Consider the following 26,112-nt stretch of genomic DNA (forward strand, 5'->3'; position numbering starts at 1 on the left):
TTTTGCAACGATTAAAGAGTGTTAGAAGGATGAAGCGCTTCCAAGCTTGCAGGTATCGGTTTTAAGAACGATTTGGGACAGATCTCAGATTTGGTGGTCTACACAATAGTTATGTTGAATAGATTTCAGAGGAGTTTAGTGCAGTTTCACTACTAAATTGTGGTTTCGATATGAGATTTATAAAATGAAAATTCGTAAAGGCTATTATTGAGCTTGCTGTTACTAAGCAACAAATTTGTCAGCAAGCTCTAAAACGACATGAAACATTACCAGTGCGTAATGTAATCCAACCGGTTATCGAAATTTACTGAGATGCAGGCACTTTATCATCCTGACGGAAAGCCTCGATCCCGACTTTCTGACCATAAGAAAGTTCAAGTGTGTTACCATCAGGATCAGCGAAGAAGACATAATAACCTACCGGTTCGCCTGCCTGAACCGGTTCTTTTCGCAAGATGCCTTCCATTCTGGCCATCGCTACCTTATTGTCGATTTCTTCAATGCTTGAACAAGCTACTCCCAAGTGACCGAAATTACCTAGAGGGGTGTCAGTAACAGCATCAACCTGAACAAGGACAAGTGCAAAAGGGCGAGTTCGGTCACTTAACCACGCGACTTTACGTGCCTCCGGAAGGTCAGGCTCTCGCCTGTGTACGACTTCCATGCCAGCATAACGGCTGTAGAAATCAATACTTTTTTCCAAATTTCTAACAACAAACGCAACGTGCGTAAAACCTACATCAATATCTTTCATTAGGCTAATCCTTTGACTATCTTCAGAGTCGCCATCTTAAAAACTCAAGTTAACTTGAGGTCAAGAGCTTTTCAATCTATGCTTTTGCTGGATTTCTTGCACGTATTGTTCAATGCCGTTCAGGGTTGCGGCGTATGCTAACTCCAGCTAAATGAAGATTTAGACTGCTACGCAAAGAAAAAAGTACTCAGTTGAGATGCGGTAAACGGAGCAGGCTTAAATAGTTGGTCTCATTTTCGCTCACACATCCCCTTACCCTCCTACCAGCTTTCATCCAATCATATTTGGCTTTTAAAGCTCAGCTGGTATCGAGCAGTCAGCGATACTTGCGCAGCAAACGTGCCGCGCAATTTGGTTTTCCAGTAAGTCACACAAGCGCCTCGTCATTACCCGAAGCGGCTTATCACGTGAAGGTAGTTTTTACAGTCATACAAAGGCTGGAATGTCAGCTTTGTGCCAAAAGCGGACGTAGCTAACAGTACTTAGTGTTGATCAACGGGAAGCTGGTCAACTCCATTACCAACTGATCGTTGTATCTAATATTGGGGCAGGTCGGGCCGGGCTGTGCAAGCGGCCTAACAAATTTCGTTGAGAACACTTATTCCTGTTGTTAGTTATTCTCCTACCGAAATTATTCTTCCAATTTCATTAACTATCGCCTCCTTGCATTGCATGAGTTCTTTCCGATAAAAGGCTTCATGTTTATGGAAACGTGGCGCTGGAACTAATAATGAGATAGAAAAACGACCAAAAAGTGTGTCTAGCGCTACTGCTATCGTGCAGACGCCCTCAAGAGTTTCACCCAGATCTATAGCCAGCCCATTGGCACGAACATCGGCGATCAGCTCCAGAAGCTGTGGAAGAGTTTTAACTGTCATTCCGGTTAGATCTTCATAGGCATCGCCTACCAGTATGCGGACATCTTCATCCCTTTCCATAGCCAGTAACACACGACCGCCGGAAGTACTGTAGAGCGGCAAATTAAGTCCAATACGAGGTACAACACGTAATTCACGTGATGCTACAACGTAATGGACGATTGCCAGCTGGGTACCACTGGCACGTGCCAGGGTCACTGTTTCATTAATATTGGCCGAAAGCTGCTCCAGGAAGGGACGTACAAGATCCACTACATCGCTGTGCACACTGGAAATAAGTTTGAGTAGTGCTGGTCCCAGACGCAGACCACCTGCACCGCTGCTACGCACAAGTTGAGCACTGTCTAAGGCCGCGACAATACGCTGCACCGTTGAACGAGGGAGAGCAACCTCCTGCGCAATTTCCCCCAGACTCATGCCGCCTGGGTGTTTACCCAGCACATTCAAAATTGCAGCTGCACGGGCGATAACCTGAATCCCGCCGGGTTTTTCATCCTCAAAGCTTGAAGCATTAACGGCCATATAGAGCTCCTTATCGTCCGGTGACGGACAGCCTGTTATCTCAGTTCTTGTCTTAATTATCACATTGCAATGGACGCTACCACAATGTAAGATGCCACATTGTACCACAATACGGTACATTGTATCGATTTAATGCACGAGAACTTTGTATGAATGCACAGCGTTCTACCCAACCCTTGCCCCCCTTTACCTGGCGCCTTGCAATGGGGTTTGTGGGTGTACTGATTGCAGCCTTGACCTCCGGACTTAATGGTCGGGTTATAGATATAGCGCTTGCAGATGTGCGTGCCGGAATTGGCGTGACTTATGATCAAGCCAGCTGGTTCACATCTGCCTACCAGGCCGCGGAAGTAGTGGCGATGATGATCGCACCATGGTTTGCTGTGACTTTTTCGCTGCGTAAATTCGCGCTTGCTTGCGCTGGCGGTTTTATGGTTTGCGGCATACTTTTACCCTTACTGCCGAATGCGCCGTTGTTTATTCTCTTGCGAACGATACAGGGCCTGTTTAGCGGCGCACTTCCTCCCTTACTCATGACTGTGGCGCTACGTTTTCTGCCACCATCTATAAAACTTTATGGACTTGGAGCTTATGCTCTGACTGCGACTTTAGGTCCAAATGTGGCACCTTCACTGGCGGCATTCTGGACAGATGAAGTGAGCTGGATGTTCATGTTCTGGCAAGCGGTCCCCGCCATTTTGATTTCGATGATATTTATTGGCTGGGGTTTGCCGCAGGACCCGATTTATCTCGACCGATTTAAACAGATCGACCTGTTCGGTATGCTTACCGGCTGTTCTGGTATGGCGTTTTTAATAATCGCCATCACTCAGGGTGGACGTCTGGACTGGTTTGAATCGCCGTTATTTAATTGTCTGTTATCCAGCGCCATCGTGTGCCTGGCGATTTTTCTGATTAATGAATGGTTTCATCCCCTCCCTTTGTTCAAATTACAGATGCTGGAGAGAAGTAACTTTTCATATGGCCTGATGGCGCTCGCTGTAGTGTTGGTACTGGCGCTGGCTGGCTCGGCTTTGCCGTCCAATTTCTTTGGCAAAGTAGAGGGCTTTCGAACAGCGCAATTTGCGCCGCTGGCTTTGACCATTGGGCTCCCGCAGTTAATTATCACTCCACTTGTTGCCGCACTGCTTAGTCTGCGCTGGGTTGATTGTCGCTGGCTGATAGCTTTCGGAATTGCTCTGATGATTTTCGCCAGCCTGATGGGTATGCAGATAACCAGCGACTGGGCACGCCAGAATTTCTGGGCCATACAGGTTCTGCTGGCGATTGGATTACCGTCAATTATTTTACCGTTGCTTATGAGCGCAACCAGCGTTGTGGCTCCCCCGGAAGGACATTATGCCTCTGCTATGTTCAATACCGTACGGGGTTTTTCAAGCATCGCTGCTGGCGTATTAGTGGAATGGTTTATAAATCACAGAGAACAATTTCATTCTAATGTTCTGGTCAATAACGTAGCCAACCGCCCATGGTTGATATCGACACCGGTCAGTGAGCAGGCCAGCAGCAGCATCCCTTTATTACACGACGGCAGCATCAGCAACACCGAGAACATCGCGGGATTTATCACCTTATTAAAACATCAGGCAATTGTTCTGAGTCTGGGCGACAGCTATCTGCTGATGACTGGCTTTGCCGTCCTGCTGTTATTACTCACTGTCTGGTTGCCAAAACGTGTCTGGCCGCCCCAGACACGTTTTCAACCTGCCATGACTAAATAGAGGTGGTTAAATGAAATTTTCTGTATCCAGAAGGACGATTCTGCTCAGCGCATTATTAATTCTGATGATGACGATGATATTTTTCGTCTGGTCGACAATGCTGAATAATGATACACGTACCAATGATGCCTATGTGAATGCGGATTACACACTGGTAGCACCAAAAGTATCGGGTTATATCAAAAATATCTATGTCGCGGATAACCAACGGGTTAAAGCAGGGCAAACACTGGCCACGCTGGATGACCGAGACTACACAATAGCGCTTGAAATGGCGCAAGCTAATTTGCAGCTTAGTCAAGCAAAACACCTGAGCAGCCTTGCACAACTGGAGCAGCAACAATCCATTATTGCTCAGACTAAAGCGACCCTTTTAGCCAGTCAGGCATCGGCGCAGTACGCCAGTCAGAACGCTGAACGTTTTAACAAACTTTATCAAAGAGGTACCGTCGCTGCGGACGATCAACAAAAAGCCCATTCAACGCAGCGTTCTGCATCCGCAGTCGTTCGTCAGAACGAAGCTGCTCTGACCTCAGCAGAAAAACAGGTAGGCGTGTTGAGGGCTGCATTACGTCAGGCGGAAGCCGATGTTGCAGTCGCGCAGGCAAAGGTCAGTCAGGCGAGGCTTAACCTTTCTTATACGCGTATTGTTGCACCAGTCGATGGGATGGTAGGCCAGCGTTCGGTGCGCCTCGGTGCCTACGTTAACGCAGGGACACGTCTGCTGGCCGTGGTTCCGCTACATCAAACTTACATCACTGCCAATTATCTTGAAACACAGCTGGCAAATGTTCAGCAGGGGCAGAAGGTCTTAATTAAAATTGATGCCATGCCTGGCAAAAAGTTTACTGGACATGTCGATAGTATCGCTCCTGCAACCGGCGCAACGTTTTCAGCCATCCAGCCAGACAATGCAACGGGTAACTTTACTAAAGTCGTCCAGCGTTTACCGGTGAAAATAGTGCTGGATGGTAATCAACCCGATGCAAAATTATTGCGCGTCGGGATGTCAGCCGTTCCTGAAATTGAGATCCGCTAATATTCCAGATACACTCAAAAAACCGCTCTATTTTTGAACGTCTGGCTTAGAAACGGTGTTCCCGTTAGCGATACGTAATATCCTGTAGGAGATATATGGCACCGACACCAGACTAAATTCCTGTTAAAAAACACATGTAGTATCACGATCATATTTAGTCGACCCTCATTTACAGGGAGTGATCGACTAAATATTTTTATCAGGCAACGATACGGCTAAACAAGAGATTATTATTCACGCCTGGCTATCAAAAAACTTAATGCTGCATAAGCGCCAGTGTTTTTTCCTTAACCCGCTCCAAAATTTTCTGCGCCTCTTCGGTTGAGCGAATATTAGTGTATCCAATGACTAACCCATAACGTTTTTGTGTCTGCGCATACCAGCTCGAGAGTGGCCGGACGTAAAGCTCGTGCTGTGTCCATAATGCAGCTAATGCGGTATCTACAATGCCACGTTGCAGAAAGGCAACAATATGCATCCCGCCATCTGTAAGCTCAAATTCAAATAACCCTGGAAAGCTCGTTTCAATTGCTTCAAGCATCATGCGACGCCGCTGCTGATAGAGTAAGCGCATCTTTTTTATATGCCGGTAGAAGTGCCCTTCGCTAAGGAATTGCGCAAGTATTTTTTGCGGCAGTAATGGTAGACCCGTTTCAAGGATTTCGCCCAGTTCACTGAAACGGGCTACCGTCTCCTGTGGTATTACCATATAGCCGATACGCATAGCTGGCATTAGCGTTTTACTAAACGTACCGGTATAAATAACCCGGTCATGCATATCGAGGCTTTTCAACGCCGGGATTACTTTTCGTGTGTAATGAAACTCTCCGTCGTAATCATCTTCGATTATCCAGCTACTGTTTTGCTGTGCCCAGGCCAGCAGCTGATGCTTACGCGGTAATGAAAGGCTAACTGCGAGCGGACTTTGATGAGTGGGTGTAACGATAGCGAAGCGTGCATCATTGTGATAGCGCTGAAGAAAATCAACATCCATGCCCTGCCGATCAACAGGTATATAGTGCAGATTGGATGCCATTCGCTTCAATAATTGCTGACCATAAAAGTAGCCAGGATCTTCAAACAGCACTTTATCGTCAGGCTGTGCAAGTACCGACAGAATTAACCGTAAGTTGGCCCGATAGCCGCTGGTAACAAAGATTTGCTCTGGTCGGCAATTCATTCCTCTTGAAATATTGAGATAACTTGAAATGGCCTCACGTAGCGGCTGAAAGCCCATTACCGGGGGCATGAGCATTTCTTCTGGACGAAGACTTCGCGCAGCTTTTCCCGATATTAGTAACCATTTTTTATGGGGAAATTCATCCAGGGCAGGGATTCCGAGCCTCAGATCACCCTTCCTTTCAGTAATCTGTGTGTTAAGTGAACAAGACGATACAGCGTTGTCTGCGCTGACCGTTGAAGTTAGCCTGAGCTCCGGATTTATATAGGTCCCCTTTGCCCCCAGACTCACGAAATAGCCTTCTCCAATAAGAATTTCATACGCGGTTTCTACCGTTTTTCGCGCTACCTGCAACTCGCTTGCTAGCGAACGAATCGAGGGAACGCGCGCTCCCGGTTTCAGAAGACCGTCCTGAATCTGCTGACGATAGCGGGCATAAATCTCTTTGTACCCCATTAAATGCACCTTTAGATGTCCTATCAATTAAGTGCAATAATGGCCCTTTTTAACCAGACATACAAGATTAAGATATGGCTATTAACTAAGCCACTCAATATGAGGCGTCATGAAGATTGAACATTACGACACCGCTACTGACCTTGCCCGTTGCTTTGCGCTGATGCGGGAACTACGCAGCAAACTGACGAATGAGAAACAATTTATCGCCCAGGTACAGCGCCAGCAGGCGCAAGGCTATCGGCTTGCAGGACTGGAGCAGGATGGCAAACCAATAGCGCTGGCCGGTTATCGACTGCTCGAAAATTTTATTCACGGGCAATTCTGTTACGTCGACGATCTGGTAACAGTGAGCGAGGCTCGCGGTCAGGGGATGGGTGCAACGCTGTTGAATCACTTAGCGGTAATCGCACGTGAATACGGTTGTGGTCAGATGGTCCTTGATACCGCCATTAGTAATTCAGGAGCCCAGACATTTTATCAGCGTGTCGGATACACCGCCCTCGGCCTGCACTTTTATCGCGATCTCACCTGAGGAAAAAAATGATGAAACTGCTTCACATTAAAGTCAGTCCGGATTTATCAGGATCGGCATCCCGCGCGGCGTCTGAACGCCTTGTAGAAAAATTACGCGCGCATCATGCCGAGCTTGAAGAATCAGTTCTGGACCTGGCTCAACGGCCGCTACCACATCTTGATGCATTTACCATTGCTGGTTTTTTTACCCCACCAGACCTACGTAGTGAAGCTCAGCTCACCGCTATTAAGACTTCGGAACAACTGGTAGATCAGCTTTTTGATTGCGACACACTGGTTATCTCATCACCGATGTGGAACCTCGGCCTGCCTTCCGTGCTGAAGGCCTGGTTCGATCATATAACCCGCGCCGGACGAACTTTCGCCTTTACGCCAGAGGGCAAAAAAATAGGGCTAGTCAGCGGCAAAAAAGTGTATTGCGTTGTCGCCAGCGGCAGCGTATTTGCCCACGGTCCATTTGTAGCAGATGACCAGTTCACGCCCTACATTCGCGTAGCGCTTGAATATATTGGCATTACCGACGTGCAATTTATTCGGGTAGACGGCACGCATGACCCCGTAACTCGTACTACAGCATTACCCCATGCACTGCAAACCATTGATCGTTTATTTTAAAAAGAGGATTACAATATGTCGTCACGTGTGAATCATTTCAAAACCATCCCGGCACTGGCTAAAACACTTGCCGATGCTTCTATGGCATTAGGAAAAATCTCGCTGGATAAAAAACTTAAGCACTTAGTGGATATCCGTGCCTCACAGCTAAATCATTGTGCATTTTGTCTGGATATGCATGTTAAAGAAGCAAAAATGCATGGAGAGCGTGAACTGCGTCTTTATCACGTTGCAATCTGGCGGGAATCGCCATTGTTCAGCGCCAAAGAGAAAGCTGCTCTGGCACTGACTGAAGCTTTGACCCGCATTGGTAATAATGGTGTAAGCGAAGCGCTTTACAACGAATTGCGCGAACATTTCTCTGAAGTGGAAGTATCAGAGTTAACATTCACCGTTGCTGTAATTAATGCCTGGAACCGTCTGCAGATTTTATCGCAGATGGCACCAGGCTCGATGGATAGCGCTTACGGTCTGGATCGTGCTGAATTACATTAATAAATGTCCGCCAACAACACTTCTTGTTGGCGGCTTTATTTTTTAATTATAAGCTTACATATACTGTAATAACCGCACACGAATAGTATTCATAGTGTATTTTCAACCTAATATTATACATGCTTAAAAGAATATTAAGATCGATTATATTCATCGCTAGCTGTTAAAAAAGTAAAAACCGCCTTTCGGCGGTTTTTACTTTTGGGGAAATGAGTAACCAATCGCGAGAAGAAAATGAATGGTAATTTATGCCTTGGCCAGCGGCTTCATTCGAAAGCTGACGCCCATACGATTAAGTGCATTCATTGTTGCAATAACGATGGTCAAATCGACCAAATCTTTTTCACCAAATACTGAAAGCGCTGCAGAATACGCTTCATCCGAAGCATGTGTCTCACTTACTCTGGTAACTTCTTCAGCCCATGCCAGCGCCGCTTGCTCCAGATCCGAGAATAAATATGTAGCCTCCTCCCATACGGGAATCAGAACTATTTTCTCTACCGACATGCCACACTTCATAAGATCGCGGGTGTGAATATCAATACAATGCGCGCAGCCATTAATCTGAGATACTCTTAAAAAAACCAAATGTATTAACTCTTCCGGGAGATTTGTTCCTGTTGTGGCGAAATGATGCAGCGTTCCCAGTGCTTTTGAGCCTTCTGCAGATACCTGGAACCAATTTGGACGTTTCATTTGTTTTCCTTTAGAAAGTGTTACTTGATTGATTTATCTACGGAAATATGCCTCACCTTCTTCAGAAGGATTACTGATGGATACTTCAGTGTTAAGTCATCATAATCAAAATTGACATATAAAAAAGACACAAAGAAGAGGAAAACGCGTAGGACATGTTAGAAATGGAATGCCATGAAACTAATATGGGTTTAACTTTGATTCAACAATGATGATTGTTTGAATGGCCAATTTTAGTCTTTATGCAGAAATGGCACCTGAGGATGTGACTTGGTGAAGGCCTTCATCATTATGGTAAAAAAGGTGCAGGATACATTGTCGGATCACTCTTTCTTCTGGCTGAACTGCCGATTACCAGCAGGCTAAAGCCTGGCTATCCCAAACGACAATCGACGTTCCCAGGGAAGAAATGTTTAATTCATATGTAATGAAATTCGTTCTGTACGTACACCTCTCGCTCATAGCGGACCATTTCTTTCCTATGCCCTTCCTTCAGCCTTCATCCGCTCGTATTTGGCTTTGAGACGCTCTGCAGGTGTCGGTCCCTTCGACGATACTGGTGCTGCCAACGCTCTACGAACGGGCGGAATCGGCTTCCCGGCCAGCACCCGCTTTTCCCACACATCCAGAATGTCACTGGCTTCACGCTCGAGTTCTTTAAGACTCAACTGACCATTTGTTCCACGGCGCCGCAGTTCAAGGCAAATGTGGTAATAAACCGCCTTTGGCCACGGATATAGCTCGCTGCTCGGGTACCGATAAACCAGCTTCCTCCACTTCCAGTATTCAGCCATGACGTCAGCAGTGGTGATCCCCAGCACGCAGTGCCCTTCCCTGCACCACTTGATGAACTGGCCTGGCGACGGCAGAAATGGACGCTCCTGACGGCGTACCTGGCGCATACCGGCTTCAACCTGCTCCATGGTGTTTATCCCGTTTTCTTTGAAGGCCAGCACCCACTGTCGGCGGATCTCGTTCACGTCTTCCTGGCTGCGATTAACCAGGCTTGCCGGGAACGCGGCCGCCAGCTGTACAAATAGCCCGTTGATAATCTGCGCCACCTGCTGCGTTTGTTCGCGTTCAGTGTACTGCTCAGGTAGGTTGTGCGCCACACGGCGAGCCTGTTCCCGGTCAAAACTGCGAATGCTCTCTGCAAGATGTTTCATTCCAGCACCCCGTCAATCCAGTCGGTGTTATGCAGGTCGATACCGCCCCGGGAAGGTTTTACCGCTCCGGTTGCGCGCAGCCGTTTGGTGGTGAGTTGATCCCACTTCTTGCGCAGACTCGAAGGGCTCAGGATGTTGTCTTTCCAGAACTCGTCCCGGTTGGCCCACTGGAACAGGTCACAAATATCATAGTGTGTGCGCTTGTCCTGGATACGCATCAGCCTGATGGTGTTTGCCCATTCAGCCCAGTTGGGTTCGGAGAGCGATGCGTTGACGGTGAGGAGCCTGTCGTAAATCCAGCGGGCGGCCTTGAGGTCGTCAGCGGATCCCCATGATTTACCTGCTGGGGTGTATATCCCGTCGGCAGCTTCAGGATGGCGAGAGAGAAACTTTTGAGTTTTCTGGTTTCGGAATTCGTCAGAATTCCGAGACGAGGATATTTTATTATTGTTCTTGTTATAGTCTTGGGTGTCTACCGTTTCCGGGAAGGTTTTTCCCGTTTTCGGTAACACTTTTCCCGATTTCGGGAAGACTTTTCCCGTTTTCGGTTTGTCTAAAATCCAGGCGGAAAGGTCAGTATTTATACCGACCGTTTTCATTACGCCCTGCTTTTGACTGAAGATGATTTTGCGTTCTGCGAGTGATTTGAGCGCATCAGAAACATGCGAATCACTCAGCCCTGTAAGCTCGGCAATCACCGTGTTCGTCACGCGGTCCTGTTTCTTGTTCCAGCCGTAGGTAAGCCAGATCACCGCCTCAAAACATTGCCATTCCCGGCCTGACATTCTCAGACGAGGCTTGAGCTTTTGGATCTCGTTAGCGACCTTGGTATACCCGTTCGACAGGTCGGCCATACGACCTCCCGGTTGTTCGGTTCTGTGGGGGAAATTGATAATTTCAGCTGTGTTTGACATACTTAGCTCCGCAATTACACTCCGTTTTTGCACCTGAAAGTCGGTTCTGTTCGCGCAGACCGGCTTTCGCCTTTTCTGAAGTCTTCACATTGCCCCCAACATGGTTGTGACCATCGCCAGCAGCGGCGCTGTGAGATCCGGATCGACACGGAACATTTCGAAAATCCCCTCTCCTAACTCCTTCAGCTTTTCCTTCTTCGGTGCATCGAGCATCAGAGCTTGCTTCGCCTCACTTACCTCTTTTTCCAGCCGGGCCATTCGGTAAGCAAACGAGTCGTTCTTTACGACACGGTCGCGGTATCGAAGCGGCAATACAGACATAATCGCTGGCAACAGTTGCTCGACGTTTCTACGGTAGGATGAGGAATCGTCTTTATTGTCCAACCAACGGAACAGCTTCACGTTCCAGACATCTGCCTCGCCTGAGAAATCCACGCCATCAAGTTGAAGTTCTTCCGCCGCTTCTTGGATTTGAAGCGCAACAGCTACGCGCCCTTCTGCCGCTGCCCATGCCCGGACTGCAGAACAAATATCTCGATGATCAACATCCTGCGCTGCCGATTCGCTTTTATGACACGGGAATATCATTGGATTAGAGGAAGCTCTGCTACTCTGTTGAAATGAAAAAGTTTGCATTGTTAAGGCTCCTGTTTAGGTAAACCGTCTGTGGGGTTTGGGTAGAGATCTGGACGTAGTTCGTGGGGAGTTACGCCGGTCACACTATAAATTGGGAGTACTCGATCAGCTGGAACCACTCCCATATAGCGATTTCTCCAATGACTGATGGTCATTGCGCTTACTTCAAGCAGCCCCGCTAAACGGGTTGCTGTTCCGGCTTTGATGATGGCTTTATCAATTGCTTTCATAATTAGCTCCAGTGTCAATCGACCTAATTAAACAAAATGTTTATTTCAATGTCAACATTTTGAAAGTTGAGGTCTTAAACTTTTGGTTTAGAATCCGTACATGAAAGAAAAAATTCATCAGATAAATAACCCGCAAGTTCAGAGACTTAACGAGATCCTTGAACTTAAGAAGCTGACCAAGTCAGACATGGCACGCATTTGTGGCGTCAGTGCTCAGTCTGTCAATAATTGGTTCGTTCGTGGGACGATTGGGAAAAGCTCAGCTATAAAGCTTGCGGATGCGCTTGGGGTAAGCCTTGAGTGGATTCTTGGTCAGGATGTTGGTGAGAGAAACGGATTGAAGCCGGACGAACAACGGTTGCTGGAACTATATCGTCAGCTTCCAGAAGAAGAGCAACAGAATATGCTCCGCATTTTTGCGATTCGCCTGAAAGAGTTGGACGAGCTATACGAGAAGTACATAAAGGGGCGGATTCGTACGCAGGATGAATAGTAGTGATATTCAGCCAAATATTTTTAATATGGAACTTAAAATCATTTTTTGAGCACGTTTAATTTATCTAAGATCTTTTAATATTTAATCATATTTTGAGGGCTTTAAATGAACATTCTTGGTGTTAGAGCGGCTCCCAAAGTCGCTTCATTCATTGTTTATAACACGGAAAGCTGTCAAGTACATTGCTCAGATGTCATAAGAATCCCGGCGACACTGGATATACCCGAAAAACTAAAATATGTTAGAAATAATATTTTAGATATATTACGATTTTACAATGTTGAAGTTGCCTCCATTAGGGTGGCTGAGTCAAATTCACAGAACCTTAATATTGAACGATTATATATCGAAGCTGTTATTCAGGAAGCATTCTCAAGTAGCGAAGTAAAAAAATATATTACAATTCGCCAGAACGGTATTAAATCATCACTAAACCTCTCTCAAGAAAATTACAAAGCATTTTTAAAATCTGAACTAACGATTCACGGGATAGACAATTCTAATTTCAATTCTGAAACCAATGAGGCTTTGTTATCTGCATTAGCAGCAGGGGCTAGATTATGATTAATCCACATAAGCGCGCGGACGTTTCATTCACTAAAATCCGAGATTTAGATGAACAAGGCTGCTTTTCAACGGTATATTTAGCTCATGACCAGAATTTAGATCATGAATTGATTATAAAAGAGATACCTAAATCTGCCGGGGCAAGTAAGGATGAGTATTTTACTGAGGCACGACTTCTTTATAAGCATTCTCACTCCAACATTGTTCAAGTACAATATGCAGCAGAATGTAATGATAATGTTTACATTGCAATGCCGTTTTATCAAAATGGTTCGTTACAGAAAAAGATTGAGACATATAATTTAACAAGCCGCGAAATCATAAGATACTCTATACAATTTTTAAGCGGTTTATACCATATACATTCAAAGGGGCTTATGCACTTTGATATAAAACCAAATAATATACTTATATCTAATCGTGATGAAGCATTGCTTTCAGATTTTGGATTGTCAAAGCTAATAAACACTAATGGCAGAGCAACCCCTGATACCGGTTATTTTTTCCATATTCCACCTGAATACTTCACTCTTGCAGCAGCGGAATTTAATTTAACTTACGATATTTATCAGGCTGGGTTAACAATGTACAGAATGTGTGTTGGAAATATAGCATTTGAAAGTGAGCGTTCTCAATACCAAACAGAGGACCAACTCGAAAATGCGATTTGCAATGGAACCTTCCCTAGCAAAAACTATCCTCCGCATATTCCTAAAAAGCTTATATCAATTATTGATTGCTGCTTGGAAGTTGATCCTAATGACAGATATCAATCGACTTTAGATGTTTTAAATGACTTATCTGATATTAGTGATGGCGCGCTTGACTGGAGATATCAGCCTTCAACTACTGCCGGTCAGCATGAATGGCACAAAACAGATAAGGATGTTATAGTATCTATAGTTTTCGATGCATCAACAGCATCTACGACGGGTAAGCGGATCTATCCCGACAACTCAGTACGGAAAATTACAGCTTTGTCGATTTCATCAGGGTGCACCCCGGCCAAGCTGTATAAATTGTTGAAGGACAATTAGATATGAAAAAAAACGAGGGAGTAGTTAAGCTGCCTCGTCGCAGGCGAGAAGCAGCCCTAGCAAGCCCTTATACAAAAGAAGAATTTATTGATAGCTCTCAAGACGCTGATTGCAAAAATCATAAAAACTTCTCCAAAGGTTCACTTGCTTTAAAATACTTCAAAATGTAGCCCGGCCTTTGCGCCGGGTTTTTCATGTCGCCCCCCTCCATCTATCCATCTATCCATCTCCAAGTCGTGGTTCCTCACTCTCTCGTCCTGAACTTTGCCTTTGAATTTTGAGCCAGCAACTTACAAATCATACCCCTAGAATTTGTGGTTAAACTTTTTGTTTATCCGTACTTATTCATTTTGTTGACATTAGTTTAAACTTTGTGTTTAATTTATCTCACCAAGACGCACTACGAACCACCAAGGCAAGACGCCCACGCAGTAGCCGCCGACGGCATACGAATAGTCGGATGAGGTGGAGAGATTAACGCGCATCAGGTGTAAACGTTCCGCTGGCCGGCGATAAGGCAAACGAGGGTGAGAATGATTGATTTCGCACGCAAACCAGGACGGCAGCAAGCCGTAAAACTGAACTTCTTCGAGGTGATTCTTCGCCGCCTGTGCTACCTGCTGGCGCAAAAGGGGAATCCAGATGTGTAATTCAACAAAATGCGGGTATTGCGGCAAGCTGGTTACACCGGGGGAAGTAGTCAAAAGTACCCTTCTCTATCGCAACGGCTCACAGCTGGCGCGCAAAGAAAAAGAATACTGCTCTGAACGTTGTGCTTCGCACGACCAGATGGCCCACGAGGCATAACGTAAAAGCCGCGCAAGGCGGCCCGTACGTCCGGTGCTCCCGACCAAAGTTACACCGGAAAACTACTAAAAAAACCAAAGTTCACCCAATGGGCGCTATCTCTGGCCCGGGGATCTTACATCCAAAAAAGAGGATCTCACATGGAATTTTTCTATGTAGTTAAGGCTACGCAGAAATCTGGCAAAGAAGACGCAGTGATTTGGTTCACTGCTAAATCAGAAGCCCGTGCCAACCTGCAGCTCGATGTTGAGCTGGAAGATGCCGGTATTGAAACCGGCCGCGGTAAGGATTATGCCAAACCGGTTCGCACTGATTTCCCGGTATATAACGACCTCCCGGAAGAAAGCACCGTGGATTACACCTGGTGCAAACGCTACGAACTGCAGGACGATGGACGCACCTGGCTGCCAAAGGCTGGCGCTGAGTCGACTAGTGCCGTGGACAACACTGCCGCACCGGAGACGTCCGTTAATGTCGAAACCACCGTCGAGAGTGTCCCGGTTGAAAACCGCACTCCAGCGGTTCGTTATGCCGTCCACCTGACCAGCGACAAATACCAATCACATATCACTAAAGAGCAGCAGCTGACGGCCAGCGAAATGTCTCTGGATGAAGGCAACACTTATCTCCAGAACCTGCTACAGGCGAAGAACGGCATTCCTGAAGTTGCCGAACTCAGCCTGAACGCTGAGTGGAAACTGGTTCAGGCGATTAAGCAGGTATTCGCGCCAGATGAGGCGCACGAAACTGAAATTATTGCTGCATTCATGGCTGACTGGGCGAGAGCAGATGCCGGCGACCGCAATCAGTTAGTTGAAGAGTGGAGAAGCGGAAAGCTTGCTCTTCTCAAATCAGAAATCACCAGCGACGCCGATGTTACAACCGATCAGGTTCCAGAACCCGAAAACGGTATTCAGATTGACGAGAATGATGACGAAACCACACGTTATCCGGTCGTTCGTATGCCCTTCCGCAAGCAGCTACTCGCTCAGTTCACCGCCGACGAACTGCGCCACCACTTAACCCGAGAAGAGTACGAAGCTATCAGCGCGCTGGAGATGGACACTGACAACGGCTATGTCCAGAACCTGTTGCTGGCGGCAGAAAACTGCGAAGAGGTTAAGGGTTACGATACCAAAGACCTGTGGCGCTACACCGACGCCATTCGCAAGGTGTTCAGCCAGGAGAAGCGTCACGAACTCGCTTTGGTTCTCCGATTCACCCAAATCTGGGCGGCAACTGATTATATCGATCGCGGTATTCTCGTTCGCGAATGGGCAGCCGGTAATCGTATCAGTAATGTTCAGCGCACTGATTCTGGGACCAATGCAGACGGTGGCTACGTAACGGATCGCGGCGAAGGCGCGCATCACACTCTGGACACCCTCGATCTTGAGATCGCATGCGCCCTACTGCCTATGGACTTCCACCACTTCGAAATTCCTTCGAGCGTGTTACGACGTGCCAAAGAAATCGTGGCGAAGAAAGAAGAACCATGGAAATCATGGAGCGCCATCCTGCGTAATCAGCCCGGCATACTGGCGGTGAACCGTGCGGCAATCTTCAACTTGATCCGCATCGCGCCAGAAAACATTCACCACACGCCAGCGGCTCATCTTGAGTTTGTGAATAAAACCATGATGGCTGAATTTAACTCTGCTGTGGAATTACTGCCGTTGCCTACTCCTGTAGTTGAGACTGAAGCCCCAGCTGAACAACCGCAGGTTGAAAATCTCGGCAGCGGCGTGTTCTCCATCGATGGCCTGATGGGTGGAAATACCGAACCGGTCGTCAATACCTCCTCAAATGAAGTCGAAAAAACGGAAAACACAGCGGAGACCACCAGCGATGTGCAGATGGAAACGGCTAAGCCAGAAAAAGACAAAGATGTTGGTTCGGTACCACCGAGCGAAAGCACTGATGCAGCTAATTCGCAGACAGATTCCGTAGCGTTGGAAGAACAGCAAGCAGTACCGGTAATTGAATACCCGGCTTACTTCGAGCCTGGCCGCTACGAAGGCCTACCGAATGACGTTTATCACGCAGCAAACGGCATTAGCTCAACCCAGGTGAAAGATGCCAGGGTCAGCCTGATGTACTTTAACGCGCGCCATGTGGCTAAAACCATCCCGCGAACAGCATCCAAAGTGCTGGATATGGGAAATCTGGTGCACGCTCTTGCACTGCAGCCGGAAAACCTCGAAGCAGAGTTCAGCGTAGAACCTGAGATCCCCGAGGGTGCTTTCACCACCACCGCAACTTTGCGTGAGTTCATCGACGCGTACAACGCCAGCCTTCCGGCACTACTAAGCGCTGACGAGATTAAAGCGTTGCTAGAAGAACATAACGCATCCCTTCCCGCTCAAGTGCCGCTTGGCGTCAGCCTGGAAGAAACGGCTCAAAGCTATATGGCTCTCCCAGCTGAGTACCAGCGTATTGAAGAAAGCCAGAAGCAGACAGCAACAGCAATGAAGGCATGCATTAAAGAGTACAACGCCACCCTGCCCGTGCCGGTTAAAACCAGCGGCAGCCGTGATGCGTTACTTGAGCAATTAGCAATCATCAATCCAGACCTGGTGGCGCAAGAAGCGCAGAAACCGACACCGCTGAAAGTGTCCGGTACCAAAGCAGACATGATCCAGGCAGTTAAATCAGTTAAGCCCGATGCCATCTTCGCCGACGAACTGTTGGATGCCTGGCGCAACAACCCTGGCGAAAAGATATTGGTTACCCGCCAGCAGTTGGCCACAGCGCGGGCAATTCAGTCTGCACTCCTGGGGCACCCGACCGCCGGCATGCTGCTGACACATCCAAGCCGCGCCGTTGAAGTGAGCTATTTCGGTTTCGACGACGAAACCGGATTAGAAGTGCGTGTACGCCCTGACCTCGAGATTGAACTGGACGGCGTGCGCATCGGTGCTGACCTGAAAACCATCAGCATGTGGAACGTTAAGCAGGAAAGCCTGCGCGCTAGGCTGCATCGGGAAATCATTGACCGGGACTACCACCTCAGTGCGGCTATGTATTGCGAGACCGCGGCGCTGGACCAGTTCTTCTGGATTTTCGTCAACAAGGACGAGAACTACCACTGGATCGCCATCATCGAGGCGTCAACCGAACTGCTGGAACTGGGGATGCTCGAGTACCGCAAAACGATGCGCGCCATCGCAACCGGATTCGACACGGGCGAATGGCCAGCGCCGATCACTACCGATTACACCGATGAACTGAACGACTTCGACCTGCGCCGCCTCGAAGCGCTGCGCGCTCAGGCTTAAGGGGGATTTATGCATAACACTAACGTTACCGTTGCTGACCAGAACACCGTTATTAACTCCAACGTGGCTTTGTTCGATTCCCAGTATCTGAACGCCATCAGCACGTTCGCGCAGATTATGGCGCAAGGCACCGCGACTGTTCCTAAACACCTGCAGGGCAACCAGGCCGACTGCATGGCTGTAGCGATGCAAGCGGCACAGTGGCAGATGAATCCCTTTGCCGTGGCGCAGAAAACGCACCTGATTAACGGTGTGCTCGGGTATGAAGCGCAACTGGTTAATGCCGTCATCTCGCGCAGCGGCGTGCTGGCCAGCCGTTTTGAATATGAGTGGTACGGGCCATGGGAAAAGGTCGTTGGAAAATTCCATATCCGTAAAGGAGACAAAGGCGAGTACCGCGTCCCGGGCTGGACCCTGGCTGACGAAGCCGGGATCGGCATCATTATCCGCGCAACGCTTAAAGGCGAAGATCAGCCGAGAGAACTCGATTTGCTGCTGGCTCAGGCCCGTACCCGAAACTCTACCCTTTGGGCTGACGACCCTCGCCAGCAGCTGGCGTACCTGGCAGTCAAACGCTGGGCGAGGCTGTTCTGCCCGGATGTGATTCTGGGCGTCTACACCCCGGATGAACTCGATGATCGACGAGAAGAACGAGAGGTAAACCCGGCACCTGCGCAGCACGTTAGCCTTGCAGAAATTTCAGGTGACAACGTCACTACGACTCAAACGGCTCAGGAATCAGCTCAAAATATTGATGCACTTGCTGATGATTTCCGTGATCGCATCGAGGCGGCTCAGGATGTGGATAGCGCTAAAGCTCTGCGCGCAGATATTGAAACCGTCAAAGCAACGCTGGGTTCTGCCCTGTTCACTGAGCTGAAAAACAAGGCCGTGAAGCGTTATTACCTGGTTGATGCACGGAACAAAGTCGAAGCTGCCATCAATTCCTTGCCACCTTCAGATGAGCCCGATGCAGCTGCGCGGTTCGCAGAAGTAGAGCGCGTTCTTGCATCGTCGAAACGCCATCTGGGCGACGAACTGCATAGTCAGTTCAGCATCACCCTGGCGGATATGAAACCGGAATACGTGGACTAACGAGATCGGGAGGGGAAACCCTCCCTCAAGGAGAAGAAATGCGACTGATTAATCGAGGCAGTAAGCAATCCCCTTTGGCTCGCCAGGCATGTGAAATCGCACTCGCAGCCCACCAGCAAAGATATGGTGACTATGGGCGCAGCAAGATGAAAGAGACCTATACGGTGAGAGTGGAAGGCGTGAAGGTCTGGGTTGAAGTGGTCAACTGCAAGGCAAGCTACGTGGCCACAGCAATGACCGGAATGCGCCGACTGCGTTCCCTGCCCGGCCAGGCAAACTGAAACTGAAATATCAATGACTAAAGACCGGCATATCTATACTCATGCCGGTTACCTGAGGTGAACCATGTCGCAGGTAATTTTTAACGAAGAATGGGTTGTTGGCGCAAGACTCACAGAAAAAACAGGCCTGACCGAACGACAGATTAAGAAGTATCGCCAGGGCTGTTGGGTGGAAGGTGTCCATTTTAAACGGGTTTCTCCTTCCGGAGAAAAAACCTTGCGTGGCACAACCTGGTACAACTATCCGAGAATTAATCAGTTAATAAGGGATGCGTAAGATGGCAGCTTTGCCTACAGGTGTCGAAATCAGAAACAATAAGATATGTATCTGGTTTATGTACCGGGGAAAGCGTTGCCGCGAAATTCTCAAAGGTTGGATTAACACCCCGGCGAACATCAAAAAAGCCGGGAATCTTCGGGCTGTGATCGTTAGTGAGATCAACCTTGGAGAGTTTGATTACCACCAGCGCTTTCCTTCATCGTCCAGAGCAAAAAAAACAGTAACCACTGTTTCAGTTCAAACCTTTTCAGAGCTGTGTGAACTGTGGACGAGCATTAAAGAAACCGAAATTAGCGCGAATACCATGCGTAAGACGCGCTCACAACTCGGTACGTTAATGCACATCATTAACGGAGATACGCCTGTTTCAACTATACGCCACAGCGACATTCTGAAATACAGAAAGGAGCTGTTGAACGGTGAGACACTTTACCTGGCAAATCCCAGAAGCAACAAACAGGGACGCACTGTGCGTACCGTGAACAACTATATATCGCTACTGTGTTCCCTGCTTCGGTTTGCACACAAATCTGGCTTTATCAGTGGCAAGCCCTTTGAAGGGATCAAGAAACTACACAAAGGGAAAGTAAAACCGGATCCTTTAACGAAGCAGGAGTTTAGTTTGCTTGCGGAATCCGAGCGTGGCCAAAGCCTCAATATGTGGACGTTCGCAGTTTATACTGGTGTCCGTCATGGAGAGCTTGCAGCTCTTGCCTGGGAAGATATCGACTGGGAAAAAGGGACGGCTCATATACAGCGCAACCTTAATGCGCTAGGAATGTTCGTCCCACCAAAAACCGATGCAGGTGATCGAGTTATCACGCTATTAGAGCCAGCACTAGAGGCCTTGAAGGCACAGCGTACTCTGACTTCGTTACAGCCCAAAACCGAGATTGTTTTTCATCACCGTGAGTATGGTGCGATGGAATATCAAAACCTGCGATTTGTTTTCATGCCCAGGATGCGCAAGGGCATACAGAAGGCCTACTACTCTTTATCGAGCATAGGTGCGAGATTCAACGCAGCTGTAAAACGTGCTGGTATTCGCCGCCGGAATCCGTACCATACGCGGCATACTTTTGCCTGCTGGCTTTTATCTGCCGGCGCTAACCCGTCTTTCATAGCCAGCCAGATGGGGCATGAAAACGCGCAAATGGTTTATGAAGTCTACGGTGCGTGGATTGAAGAAATGAATGGCGAACAGGTGCTGATGCTTAACGATAAGCTGGCACGCTGAAAAATTTTTGCCCCTATTATGCCCCTATTGGCTCCGAAGGTAGTAATAAATGCAAGAAAATCAATCAAATACAAAGAAAGAGCAATACAACCTGAATAAACTGCAAAAGCGCCTGCGCCGTAACGTGGGCGAGGCCATTGCGGACTTCAACATGATTGAAGAAAGCGACCGCATCATGGTTTGCCTGTCAGGGGGTAAAGACAGCTACACCATGCTGGAGATCCTGCGTAATCTTCAGCAAAGCGCGCCGGTGAATTTTTCCCTGGTGGCGGTCAACCTTGACCAGAAACAGCCGGGTTTCCCGGAGCACATTCTGCCGGAATATCTGGAGCAGCTGGGCGTTGAGTATAAAATCGTCGAAGAAAACACCTACGGCATCGTGAAAGAGAAGATTCCGGAAGGGAAAACCACCTGCTCGCTTTGCTCCCGTCTGCGCCGCGGCATTCTCTATCGCACCGCAACGGAACTGGGCGCGACCAAAATTGCTCTGGGCCATCACCGCGACGATATCCTGCAAACGTTGTTCCTGAATATGTTCTATGGCGGCAAGATGAAAGGCATGCCGCCTAAGCTGATGAGCGATGACGGCAAGCATATTGTGATCCGCCCTCTTGCCTACTGCCGGGAAAAAGACATTGAGCGTTTTTCTCAGGCGAAAGGGTTCCCGATCATTCCATGCAATCTGTGCGGCTCACAGCCGAACCTGCAGCGTCAGGTGATTGGCGACATGTTGCGCGACTGGGACAAACGTTATCCGGGCCGTATTGAGACCATGTTCAGCGCGATGCAGAACGTGGTTCCTTCCCACCTCGCTGACGTAGAGCTGTTCGACTTCAAAGGTATCAACCACGGCTCGGAGGTGGTGAATGGTGGCGATTTGGCGTTTGACCGGGAAGAGATCCCAATGCAGCCTGCGGGCTGGCAGCCGGAAGACGAGGACAATCAGTTCGAAGAGTTGCGTCTGAACGTGCTTGAAGTGAAATAAGCGATGGGCGTCTCAGAAAGACCTTCTGAGACGCTTTATGCCTTATTTCAGCAGATGTACGCGGCAGGTTTTGCCTTTAATCTTGCCGTTTTGCAGCTGCTTCCACGCCTTATGCGCAACCGCCTGGCGAACCGCCACGTACACGTGTGCCGGATGAACCGCAATTTTCCCAATATCCGCCCCTTCCAGCCCCACATCTCCGGTCAGTGCGCCCAGCACATCCCCCGGCCGCATCTTGGCCTTTTTGCCGCCATCAATGCACAGCGTCGCCATTTCGGCCTCCAGCGGCACGAGCCTGACGTTGCCCGGCGCGTTCACCCAGTTCAGTTTGATCTGCAACATTTCTGAGAGAATATTGGCGCGCTGCGCCTCTTCCGGCGCGCAGAAGCTGATGGCCAGACCGCTGTTTCCGGCGCGAGCAGTGCGACCAATACGGTGGACGTGCACTTCAGGATCCCATGCCAGCTCATAGTTCACCACCAGTTCAAGGGATTTGATATCCAGGCCGCGTGCGGCCACGTCGGTCGCCACCAGCACGCGCGCGCTGCCGTTAGCAAAGCGCACCAGCGTCCGATCGCGATCGCGCTGTTCAAGGTCGCCGTGCAGCGACAGCGCGCTCTGCCCCGCCGCATTCAGGGCATCACAAACCGCCTGGCAGTCTTTTTTGGTATTACAGAACACCACGCATGACGCAGGCTGGTGCTGGCTCAGCAGTTTCTGCAGGAGCGGGATTTTTCCCTGCTGCGAGGTTTCAAAGAACTGCTGTTCGATGGCCGGCAGAGCATCGACGCTGTCGATCTCAATGGTGAGCGGATTATTCTGCACGCGACCGCTGATCGCGGCGATGGCTTCAGGCCAGGTCGCAGAGAACAGCAGCGTCTGCCTCCCGGCCGGCGCGAAGCGGATCACTTCATCAATGGCATCGCTGAAGCCCATATCCAGCATCCTGTCCGCCTCGTCCATCACCAGCGTGCTTAAGGCATCGAGCGAAACGGTGCCTTTTTGCAGGTGATCAAGCAGGCGGCCGGGCGTGGCGACAATAATGTGCGGCGCGTGCTGGAGCGAATCGCGCTGTGCGCCAAACGGCTGCCCACCGCAGAGGGTTAAGATCTTGGTATTGGGCAGGAAGCGCGCCAGGCGACGCAGTTCACCCGCGACCTGGTCTGCCAGCTCGCGGGTCGGGCACAGGACAAGTGACTGGGTCTGAAACAGCGACGCGTCAATATGCTGCAGCAGACCAAGACCGAAAGCGGCCGTTTTCCCACTGCCCGTTTTCGCCTGCACACGCACGTCCCGGCCTTCAAGGATAGCGGGCAGCGCGGCCGCCTGAACAGGCGTCATCGTGAGGTATCCCAACTCGTTGAGGTTGTCGAGTTGGGCGGCAGGCAGAACATTCAGGGTAGAAAAAGCGGTCACAATAATCTCTCGTGGTCATCTTTACGGTCAGATGGCGCGTATCCTCGCAGATCTCGGGGTTCGATGCGACAATTTAATCGGTTCTTCGTCCGGCGGCGGGTCTGGCATCGGCTGCGGACGCGGAATGGGATCGGGCATCGGCACGGGATCGGTGGGGACAGGATCGGACTGACGCGCGTGTTGCATTAGCAGAGCGAGTAAAATGCTCATCTTTCCCTCCAGGATTTGCTGTCGTCCCTTTTAGGGTAGACGCTGAGAAACAGGAGGCAAAAAAAAGCCGACTATAAAGTCGGCGTCGTACGAATCAATTGTGCTATGCAGTAATTCAAAAAAGGAAGTAAGACAATATGGAGCGCAACGCCCATCGCTTGACGTTGCATTCACCTGCGGGAGTAATATTGCACCTTACGGGGGTGATGTTTATTGACTTCGCTCAATTAAAAGAGCGTTTTAATCCTCGAAAAAGGTGAAAAAATCGTAAATTTACAGCCATTTACTACGATGCAACCACCATGCAACACCACCAATCAAAACAACTAACATGACGCAAAACGCGGTGAAGCCGTACCGATATTCGCCGCCGGGTATACCGCCCAGATTGACGCCAAAAAGCCCTGTCAGAAATGTGCTGGGTAAAAAGACCATCGCCATCAGGGACATCGTGTAGGTTCTTCTCGCCAGCGACTCCTGCATCACCTGCGCGATTTCATCCGCCATCACCGCCGTTCGGGCAATACAAGAATCGATCTCATCCAGACCGCGGCCCAGCCTGTCAGCAATGTCCTGCATCCGGCGGCGCTGATCGTCATTCATCCAGTTGAGCCTTTCACTGGCCAGACGGGCATATACATCCCGTTGTGGTGTCATATACCGACGCATCACGATCAGCTGCTTGCGCAATAGCGCCAGAAAGCCGCGCGGCGGGATCTGCTGATCGAGCAGATTATCTTCCAGGTCGATGATTTTATCGTGCAGCTCTTCAATAAATTCGCTCGCATGATCGGTCAGGGCGTCACAGACGTCCACCAGCCAGCTGCCGCAGTCAACCGGTCCGGTCCCCTCTTTGAGGTCGTTCACGATGTCATCCAGCGCCAGAACCTTACGCTGACGTGTGGAAACAATCAGCCCATCGTCCATATAAACGCGCATCGCAACCAGCTGATCGGGACGTTCATCCGTGCTGCCGTTTATACAGCGCAGGGTGATAAGCGTCCCGTCACCCATCCTGCTTACGCGAGGCCGCAGGCTTTCCCCCGCCAGCGCATCGCGTACGTTGTTAGGCAGCAGCGGAGTCGAGGCCAGCCAGTCAGCGCTGTCCGGGTGGGTATAGTTCAGATGTAGCCAGCAGGGATGCTCTTTATCAATGACATCATCATCTTCCAGCGGTCGGGCGCCGCCGCGACCGTCCAGCACCCACGCAAAAACTGCGTCAGGAACGTTAAGTTCGGATCCTTTTATGCTCTCCACAGCGCCTCCCCTGTTTGGCTCTTTCGATGTCAGTCTAGCTTCCATCAGGGGTTAAGCAACAACTATGTTTCGCATCGCGCTGAAATCGCTCAGGAATTGTACACGCTATATTTTGAGAATAAAAAAGCCTGGCATGCCAGGCTTCAGGAAGCTGTCAATGAGAGTGCTCGGGGAGCTGATGGTACGAAACAGGGCTGGCTACTGGTGACGGGGGGTGCCCCTGGTCCAGCCTGAAATTTCGGGTCCGCGTCTGCAGTTCGATCACCTGATTACGCAGCACATCAGAGGAACCGTTGAGCTCCTCCGCCATCGCTACGTTGCTTTGCGTGACCCGCTCCAGTTCGGACAGCGCCAGCGTGATCTGGGAAATGCCCTTCTCCTGCTCTGCGGTTGAGGTAGAAATTTCGTCCATTAACCGGCTGACGTTGCCGGAGCCGGTCACGATGTCACGCATATTCTTCTCCGCTTCCGACACAACGCTGGCACCCTGGGTGACATTACTGCTGGTAACGTCAATCAGCGTTTTGATGTTTTTCGCCGCCTCAGCGCTGCGGTGAGCCAGGTTTCGGACTTCCTCTGCGACCACGGAGAACCCTTTCCCGTGATCGCCCGCCCGCGCGGCCTCGACGGCCGCGTTAAGCGCCAGAATATTCGTCTGGAATGCAATCCCGTCGATCAGGGAGATAATTTCCGTCATCTGCTGCGCGCACTCGGTAATGGATTGCATATTGCTGGCAACCTGTTCCATCAGATCTCCGCCCTTGCGCGCCTGCAACGTCGCGGCATTCGCCTGCTCGCTCGCCAGCCGGGTATTATCGGCATTGTTTCGGGTACTTGCCGCCATCTGCTCCATGCTTGCCGCAGTTTGCACCAGAGACGCAGACTGCTGCTCTGTTTTCACCGAGAGCTGGGCACTGCGGGAAGAGAGCTGATCCGACAAGGCCATGGCGTTTTGTGATGATGCCCTGATCTCACGCACCAGCGTAGCGATGTTGCTGGAAAGAGTATTAATCCCGGGAATTAATCGCCCCGCGCAGTTATTGCCAAACTCGGGGATAGAGACGCCTAAGTTGCCTGCGGTCACTTCTTCAATACTTTTTTTCACAGTATTGATCGGCGTCACAAGAAACTTCGTCATATAACTCCAGAGCAAAAATAATCCAACGAAATTGACCAGATTAATCGAAACGAAAAGAGGAAGATTGCTGGAAAATAGAGCAACGATACCTGCATTCACTAAAAACAGGCACAGCAGGAACCAGGCAATGAAGGTCCTGACACTAATATTTCTTAGCATGATTTTACC

The 26,112-nt window shown here is 49.4% G+C and carries 28 protein-coding genes and 1 pseudogene; 17 read left to right on the forward strand and 12 right to left on the reverse strand.

From position 1 onward, the window contains the following. Positions 1-304: 304 nt before the first annotated feature. On the reverse strand, positions 305-754 hold the full coding sequence (locus tag DG357_RS12405) for a VOC family protein (RefSeq protein ID WP_088205535.1): 450 nt from the start codon (positions 752-754) through the stop codon (positions 305-307). Between the two features lie 614 nt (positions 755-1,368). Continuing rightward, positions 1,369-2,154, reverse strand: coding sequence for an IclR family transcriptional regulator (locus tag DG357_RS12410; RefSeq protein ID WP_023324740.1), 786 nt, complete (start codon positions 2,152-2,154; stop codon positions 1,369-1,371). 149 nt (positions 2,155-2,303) lie between these two features. Here DG357_RS12410 and DG357_RS12415 point away from each other — a divergent pair, with 149 nt between their 5' ends. Together DG357_RS12415 and DG357_RS12420 are read left to right on the forward strand one after the other, a co-directional pair. Then, on the forward strand, positions 2,304-3,896 hold the full coding sequence (locus DG357_RS12415; RefSeq protein ID WP_088205536.1) for an MFS transporter: 1,593 nt from the start codon (positions 2,304-2,306) through the stop codon (positions 3,894-3,896). 10 nt (positions 3,897-3,906) lie between these two features. Then, positions 3,907-4,935 carry an HlyD family secretion protein gene (locus tag DG357_RS12420; protein ID WP_045337414.1) on the forward strand — a complete coding sequence of 343 codons (1,029 nt, stop codon included), beginning with the start codon at positions 3,907-3,909 and terminating at the stop codon, positions 4,933-4,935. A gap of 256 nt (positions 4,936-5,191) precedes the next feature. Here the strand turns inward: DG357_RS12420 and pdxR are convergent, their stop codons facing one another. Beyond that, a complete protein-coding gene (pdxR, locus tag DG357_RS12425) occupies positions 5,192-6,571 on the reverse strand; it encodes a MocR-like pyridoxine biosynthesis transcription factor PdxR (protein ID WP_023324743.1) in 1,380 nt (459 codons plus the stop codon). Positions 6,572-6,680: 109 nt separating this feature from the next. Here pdxR and DG357_RS12430 point away from each other — a divergent pair, with 109 nt between their 5' ends. The 3 genes from DG357_RS12430 to DG357_RS12440 are packed head-to-tail and all read left to right on the forward strand — an operon-like array spanning position 6,681 to position 8,218. Continuing rightward, on the forward strand, positions 6,681-7,106 hold the full coding sequence (locus DG357_RS12430; protein WP_023324744.1) for a GNAT family N-acetyltransferase: 426 nt from the start codon (positions 6,681-6,683) through the stop codon (positions 7,104-7,106). Positions 7,107-7,114: 8 nt separating this feature from the next. Further along, positions 7,115-7,723, forward strand: coding sequence for an FMN-dependent NADH-azoreductase (locus DG357_RS12435; RefSeq protein ID WP_224222677.1), 609 nt, complete (start codon positions 7,115-7,117; stop codon positions 7,721-7,723). A 15-nt stretch (positions 7,724-7,738) separates the two neighbouring features. Then, on the forward strand, positions 7,739-8,218 hold the full coding sequence (locus DG357_RS12440) for a carboxymuconolactone decarboxylase family protein (protein WP_059356660.1): 480 nt from the start codon (positions 7,739-7,741) through the stop codon (positions 8,216-8,218). 246 nt (positions 8,219-8,464) lie between these two features. Here the strand turns inward: DG357_RS12440 and DG357_RS12445 are convergent, their stop codons facing one another. From DG357_RS12445 to DG357_RS12465, 5 genes are all read right to left on the reverse strand, one after another. Then, complete coding sequence (locus DG357_RS12445; protein ID WP_005131814.1) at positions 8,465-8,914, reverse strand: carboxymuconolactone decarboxylase family protein; 450 nt, start codon at positions 8,912-8,914, stop codon at positions 8,465-8,467. Positions 8,915-9,393: 479 nt separating this feature from the next. Continuing rightward, positions 9,394-10,080: a replication protein P gene (locus tag DG357_RS12450; protein ID WP_088205537.1), complete on the reverse strand. Its 687-nt coding sequence runs from the start codon at positions 10,078-10,080 to the stop codon at positions 9,394-9,396. Next, positions 10,077-10,994 carry a replication protein gene (locus tag DG357_RS12455; protein WP_167401633.1) on the reverse strand — a complete coding sequence of 306 codons (918 nt, stop codon included), beginning with the start codon at positions 10,992-10,994 and terminating at the stop codon, positions 10,077-10,079. Before DG357_RS12455 ends, DG357_RS12450 begins: the two co-directional genes overlap by 4 nt. Positions 10,995-11,078: 84 nt before the next feature. Then, entirely contained in the window at positions 11,079-11,630 is a 552-nt protein-coding gene (locus DG357_RS12460) for a toxin YdaT family protein (protein ID WP_088205538.1), read from the reverse strand. A 2-nt stretch (positions 11,631-11,632) separates the two neighbouring features. Next, positions 11,633-11,860, reverse strand: coding sequence for a transcriptional regulator (locus DG357_RS12465; protein ID WP_078774391.1), 228 nt, complete (start codon positions 11,858-11,860; stop codon positions 11,633-11,635). 100 nt (positions 11,861-11,960) lie between these two features. On the opposite strand from DG357_RS12465, the gene DG357_RS12470 reads away from it, so the two are divergent. The 12 genes and pseudogenes from DG357_RS12470 to ttcA all read left to right on the forward strand — a co-directional run bounded on the left by DG357_RS12470 (position 11,961) and on the right by ttcA (position 21,923). Next, positions 11,961-12,353 (forward strand): helix-turn-helix domain-containing protein, encoded by a 393-nt coding sequence (locus DG357_RS12470; protein ID WP_078774392.1) that lies wholly within the window; start codon positions 11,961-11,963, stop codon positions 12,351-12,353. 108 nt (positions 12,354-12,461) lie between these two features. Further along, the gene (locus DG357_RS12475) at positions 12,462-12,920 is read left to right on the forward strand and encodes a hypothetical protein (RefSeq protein WP_078774393.1); all 459 of its coding nucleotides are present in this window, start codon (positions 12,462-12,464) and stop codon (positions 12,918-12,920) included. Next, on the forward strand, positions 12,917-13,960 hold the full coding sequence (locus tag DG357_RS12480) for a serine/threonine-protein kinase (RefSeq protein WP_078774394.1): 1,044 nt from the start codon (positions 12,917-12,919) through the stop codon (positions 13,958-13,960). Before DG357_RS12475 ends, DG357_RS12480 begins: the two co-directional genes overlap by 4 nt. Positions 13,961-13,962: 2 nt before the next feature. Further along, the gene (locus tag DG357_RS23030) at positions 13,963-14,130 is read left to right on the forward strand and encodes a hypothetical protein (protein WP_167401634.1); all 168 of its coding nucleotides are present in this window, start codon (positions 13,963-13,965) and stop codon (positions 14,128-14,130) included. A gap of 324 nt (positions 14,131-14,454) precedes the next feature. Further along, a pseudogene (locus tag DG357_RS23165) lies at positions 14,455-14,610 on the forward strand (hypothetical protein); the annotation flags it as partial. Next, a complete protein-coding gene (locus DG357_RS23170; RefSeq protein WP_088205539.1) occupies positions 14,603-14,767 on the forward strand; it encodes a YdaE family protein in 165 nt (54 codons plus the stop codon). The pseudogene DG357_RS23165 and the gene DG357_RS23170, both read left to right, overlap by 8 nt. A gap of 140 nt (positions 14,768-14,907) precedes the next feature. Next, positions 14,908-18,045: a RecE family exodeoxyribonuclease gene (locus DG357_RS12485; protein ID WP_088205540.1), complete on the forward strand. Its 3,138-nt coding sequence runs from the start codon at positions 14,908-14,910 to the stop codon at positions 18,043-18,045. A 9-nt stretch (positions 18,046-18,054) separates the two neighbouring features. Then, positions 18,055-19,140, forward strand: a complete 1,086-nt coding sequence (locus DG357_RS12490) for a RecT family recombinase (protein WP_088205541.1) — start codon at positions 18,055-18,057, stop codon at positions 19,138-19,140. A 38-nt stretch (positions 19,141-19,178) separates the two neighbouring features. Beyond that, on the forward strand, positions 19,179-19,421 hold the full coding sequence (locus tag DG357_RS12495) for a DUF4060 family protein (RefSeq protein ID WP_020882485.1): 243 nt from the start codon (positions 19,179-19,181) through the stop codon (positions 19,419-19,421). Between the two features lie 64 nt (positions 19,422-19,485). Continuing rightward, a complete protein-coding gene (gene xisR, locus DG357_RS12500; RefSeq protein ID WP_088205542.1) occupies positions 19,486-19,698 on the forward strand; it encodes an excisionase family protein in 213 nt (70 codons plus the stop codon). 1 nt (position 19,699) lies between these two features. After that, positions 19,700-20,938, forward strand: coding sequence for a site-specific integrase (locus tag DG357_RS12505; RefSeq protein ID WP_088205543.1), 1,239 nt, complete (start codon positions 19,700-19,702; stop codon positions 20,936-20,938). A 49-nt stretch (positions 20,939-20,987) separates the two neighbouring features. Then, on the forward strand, positions 20,988-21,923 hold the full coding sequence (gene ttcA, locus DG357_RS12510; RefSeq protein ID WP_088205544.1) for a tRNA 2-thiocytidine(32) synthetase TtcA: 936 nt from the start codon (positions 20,988-20,990) through the stop codon (positions 21,921-21,923). Between the two features lie 42 nt (positions 21,924-21,965). Here the strand turns inward: ttcA and dbpA are convergent, their stop codons facing one another. The 4 genes from dbpA to DG357_RS12530 form a co-directional block, all read right to left on the reverse strand. Then, positions 21,966-23,339 (reverse strand): ATP-dependent RNA helicase DbpA, encoded by a 1,374-nt coding sequence (dbpA, locus tag DG357_RS12515; RefSeq protein WP_047368661.1) that lies wholly within the window; start codon positions 23,337-23,339, stop codon positions 21,966-21,968. 27 nt (positions 23,340-23,366) lie between these two features. Continuing rightward, positions 23,367-23,549 carry a proline-rich small protein YnaL gene (ynaL, locus tag DG357_RS23260; protein WP_126345854.1) on the reverse strand — a complete coding sequence of 61 codons (183 nt, stop codon included), beginning with the start codon at positions 23,547-23,549 and terminating at the stop codon, positions 23,367-23,369. A gap of 273 nt (positions 23,550-23,822) precedes the next feature. After that, positions 23,823-24,806, reverse strand: coding sequence for a zinc transporter ZntB (gene zntB / locus DG357_RS12525; protein WP_028013350.1), 984 nt, complete (start codon positions 24,804-24,806; stop codon positions 23,823-23,825). A gap of 154 nt (positions 24,807-24,960) precedes the next feature. Continuing rightward, complete coding sequence (locus DG357_RS12530; RefSeq protein ID WP_063437906.1) at positions 24,961-26,103, reverse strand: methyl-accepting chemotaxis protein; 1,143 nt, start codon at positions 26,101-26,103, stop codon at positions 24,961-24,963. Positions 26,104-26,112 lie beyond the last annotated feature (9 nt).

It is taken from the genome of Enterobacter bugandensis (genome assembly GCF_900324475.1).
Lineage (GTDB): Bacteria > Pseudomonadota > Gammaproteobacteria > Enterobacterales > Enterobacteriaceae > Enterobacter > Enterobacter bugandensis.

Coding starts and splice junctions, on each gene's coding strand:
- DG357_RS12420 (WP_045337414.1), top strand. CDS start 3,907: ATGAAATTTTCTGTATCCAGAAGGACGATTCTGCTCAGCGCATTATTA.
- DG357_RS12470 (WP_078774392.1), top strand. CDS start 11,961: ATGAAAGAAAAAATTCATCAGATAAATAACCCGCAAGTTCAGAGACTT.
- DG357_RS12490 (WP_088205541.1), top strand. CDS start 18,055: ATGCATAACACTAACGTTACCGTTGCTGACCAGAACACCGTTATTAAC.
- DG357_RS23030 (WP_167401634.1), top strand. CDS start 13,963: ATGAAAAAAAACGAGGGAGTAGTTAAGCTGCCTCGTCGCAGGCGAGAA.
- ttcA (WP_088205544.1), top strand. CDS start 20,988: ATGCAAGAAAATCAATCAAATACAAAGAAAGAGCAATACAACCTGAAT.
- DG357_RS12445 (WP_005131814.1), bottom strand. CDS start 8,914: ATGAAACGTCCAAATTGGTTCCAGGTATCTGCAGAAGGCTCAAAAGCA.
- DG357_RS12460 (WP_088205538.1), bottom strand. CDS start 11,630: ATGCAAACTTTTTCATTTCAACAGAGTAGCAGAGCTTCCTCTAATCCA.
- DG357_RS12495 (WP_020882485.1), top strand. CDS start 19,179: ATGCGACTGATTAATCGAGGCAGTAAGCAATCCCCTTTGGCTCGCCAG.
- DG357_RS12485 (WP_088205540.1), top strand. CDS start 14,908: ATGGAATTTTTCTATGTAGTTAAGGCTACGCAGAAATCTGGCAAAGAA.
- DG357_RS12440 (WP_059356660.1), top strand. CDS start 7,739: ATGTCGTCACGTGTGAATCATTTCAAAACCATCCCGGCACTGGCTAAA.
- xisR (WP_088205542.1), top strand. CDS start 19,486: ATGTCGCAGGTAATTTTTAACGAAGAATGGGTTGTTGGCGCAAGACTC.
- DG357_RS12415 (WP_088205536.1), top strand. CDS start 2,304: ATGAATGCACAGCGTTCTACCCAACCCTTGCCCCCCTTTACCTGGCGC.
- ynaL (WP_126345854.1), bottom strand. CDS start 23,549: ATGAGCATTTTACTCGCTCTGCTAATGCAACACGCGCGTCAGTCCGAT.
- DG357_RS12435 (WP_224222677.1), top strand. CDS start 7,115: ATGATGAAACTGCTTCACATTAAAGTCAGTCCGGATTTATCAGGATCG.
- DG357_RS23170 (WP_088205539.1), top strand. CDS start 14,603: ATGTGTAATTCAACAAAATGCGGGTATTGCGGCAAGCTGGTTACACCG.
- DG357_RS12530 (WP_063437906.1), bottom strand. CDS start 26,103: ATGCTAAGAAATATTAGTGTCAGGACCTTCATTGCCTGGTTCCTGCTG.
- DG357_RS12505 (WP_088205543.1), top strand. CDS start 19,700: ATGGCAGCTTTGCCTACAGGTGTCGAAATCAGAAACAATAAGATATGT.
- DG357_RS12480 (WP_078774394.1), top strand. CDS start 12,917: ATGATTAATCCACATAAGCGCGCGGACGTTTCATTCACTAAAATCCGA.
- DG357_RS12430 (WP_023324744.1), top strand. CDS start 6,681: ATGAAGATTGAACATTACGACACCGCTACTGACCTTGCCCGTTGCTTT.
- pdxR (WP_023324743.1), bottom strand. CDS start 6,571: ATGGGGTACAAAGAGATTTATGCCCGCTATCGTCAGCAGATTCAGGAC.
- DG357_RS12450 (WP_088205537.1), bottom strand. CDS start 10,080: ATGAAACATCTTGCAGAGAGCATTCGCAGTTTTGACCGGGAACAGGCT.
- DG357_RS12455 (WP_167401633.1), bottom strand. CDS start 10,994: ATGTCAAACACAGCTGAAATTATCAATTTCCCCCACAGAACCGAACAA.
- DG357_RS12405 (WP_088205535.1), bottom strand. CDS start 754: ATGAAAGATATTGATGTAGGTTTTACGCACGTTGCGTTTGTTGTTAGA.
- DG357_RS12410 (WP_023324740.1), bottom strand. CDS start 2,154: ATGGCCGTTAATGCTTCAAGCTTTGAGGATGAAAAACCCGGCGGGATT.
- DG357_RS12465 (WP_078774391.1), bottom strand. CDS start 11,860: ATGAAAGCAATTGATAAAGCCATCATCAAAGCCGGAACAGCAACCCGT.
- DG357_RS12475 (WP_078774393.1), top strand. CDS start 12,462: ATGAACATTCTTGGTGTTAGAGCGGCTCCCAAAGTCGCTTCATTCATT.